General features: G+C 47.0%; 2 protein-coding genes. Both read left to right on the forward strand.

Going from position 1 to position 1366, the window contains the following annotated elements; genetic code table 11:
- Positions 1-75 precede the first annotated feature (75 nt).
- The gene (locus IQ268_RS31950) at positions 76-390 is read left to right on the forward strand and encodes a transposase (protein ID WP_193887504.1); all 315 of its coding nucleotides are present in this window, start codon (positions 76-78) and stop codon (positions 388-390) included.
- Complete coding sequence (locus IQ268_RS31955; protein WP_193887506.1) at positions 335-1345, forward strand: ISAzo13 family transposase; 1011 nt, start codon at positions 335-337, stop codon at positions 1343-1345. Before IQ268_RS31950 ends, IQ268_RS31955 begins: the two co-directional genes overlap by 56 nt.
- The last annotated feature ends 21 nt before the right edge of the window (positions 1346-1366 follow it).

Here is a 1366-nt window from a genome sequence, read left to right on the forward strand (position 1 = left end):
AGGGGTCGTTAAGAAATAACTTCACACTTTCTAGGTAAAATATTGCTTAACTTTGAGCATAGAATTACCAGAGCCGTGTCTGAACAACCAGTGCATCAATGCCAATGTCCGATTTGCCAAGCAACCGCAGAGCATTCCGTTAAAGAACTGCATTCTCAGATGAATCTCTATTTGAGTCGATTGGATGAACAGCAACGTCGTTGGTATGCCGCCTTGGAAGCCAAAAAAATCGGACATGGAGGGACAAAGCAAATAGCTTTAGTCACTGGACTGCATGTCAATACAATCCGACGGGGACGACGAGAATTGGAAGAAGGATTAGCGAGTCGTACAGTTGGACGGATTCGCTCACCTGGCGGCGGGCGGTTATCCGCCGAAAAAAACACCTGAAGTTATTGATCTGCTTGAAGAGTTAATTGAAGGCGAAACCGCAGGCGACCCGATGAGTGGGAGGAAGTGGTTGCGACGCGACCTCAGACAACTGAGTCAAGACTTGCAGCAGGTTGGAATCACCCTCAGTCATGTCACCGTTAGACGCATACTCAAACAACAAAAGTATTCACTCAAAGCCAATCGCAAGGAACACAGTGAATCGACCGTAGAGCGAGACCGTCAGTTTCGCTACATTGAGCGGGTCAAACGATTATTTATCTGGGCTGGACATCCCGTCATCAGTGTTGATGCCAAAAAGAAGGAATTGATTGGCAATTTCAAAAATCCTGGACGTTCGTGGCAGCGTGAAGCTGAGGAGGTGGATGTTCATGATTTCCCATCTGATGCAGTCATCAAAGCGACTCCCTATGGGATTTACGATGTAATTCACAACCTTGGCTATGTCTACGTGGGCATTTCTGCCGATACTCCGCAATTCGCAGTCGATGCCATTTGCCGTTGGTGGCAGCGTAAAGACCGCCCCAGACTGGCTCATGAGAACAAACTGTTGATTCTCTGCGATGCTGGAGGCAGTAATGGCTATCGTAAACGGAACTGGAAAAAACAACTGCAAGAGTCTCTCGTTGACCCCTGCAACCTGGAGGTGATGGTTTGTCATTACCCAACTGGAGCATCCAAGTGGAATCCCATTGAACATCGTTTATTCAGCTTCATAAGTCTCAATTGGGCAGGAATCCCGCTACGCTCATTGAAAATCATGCTGAATTTGATTCGGGGAACCACCACCAACACTGGGTTGAAAGTCTATGCTGCCTTAATCAAGCGCATCTATCCAACCAAAGTCAAAGTCTCAGACCAAGACATGGCATCTCTCAATATTCTCAAACGAAGCATCTGTCCTCACTGGAACTACACGATCAAGCCTCGCTCTGGACTCGACTCAAAAGTGTGAACTTATTTTTTAACAAGCCCT

Source organism: Oculatella sp. LEGE 06141, from assembly GCF_015207605.1.
GTDB lineage: Bacteria > Cyanobacteriota > Cyanobacteriia > Elainellales > Elainellaceae > Oculatella.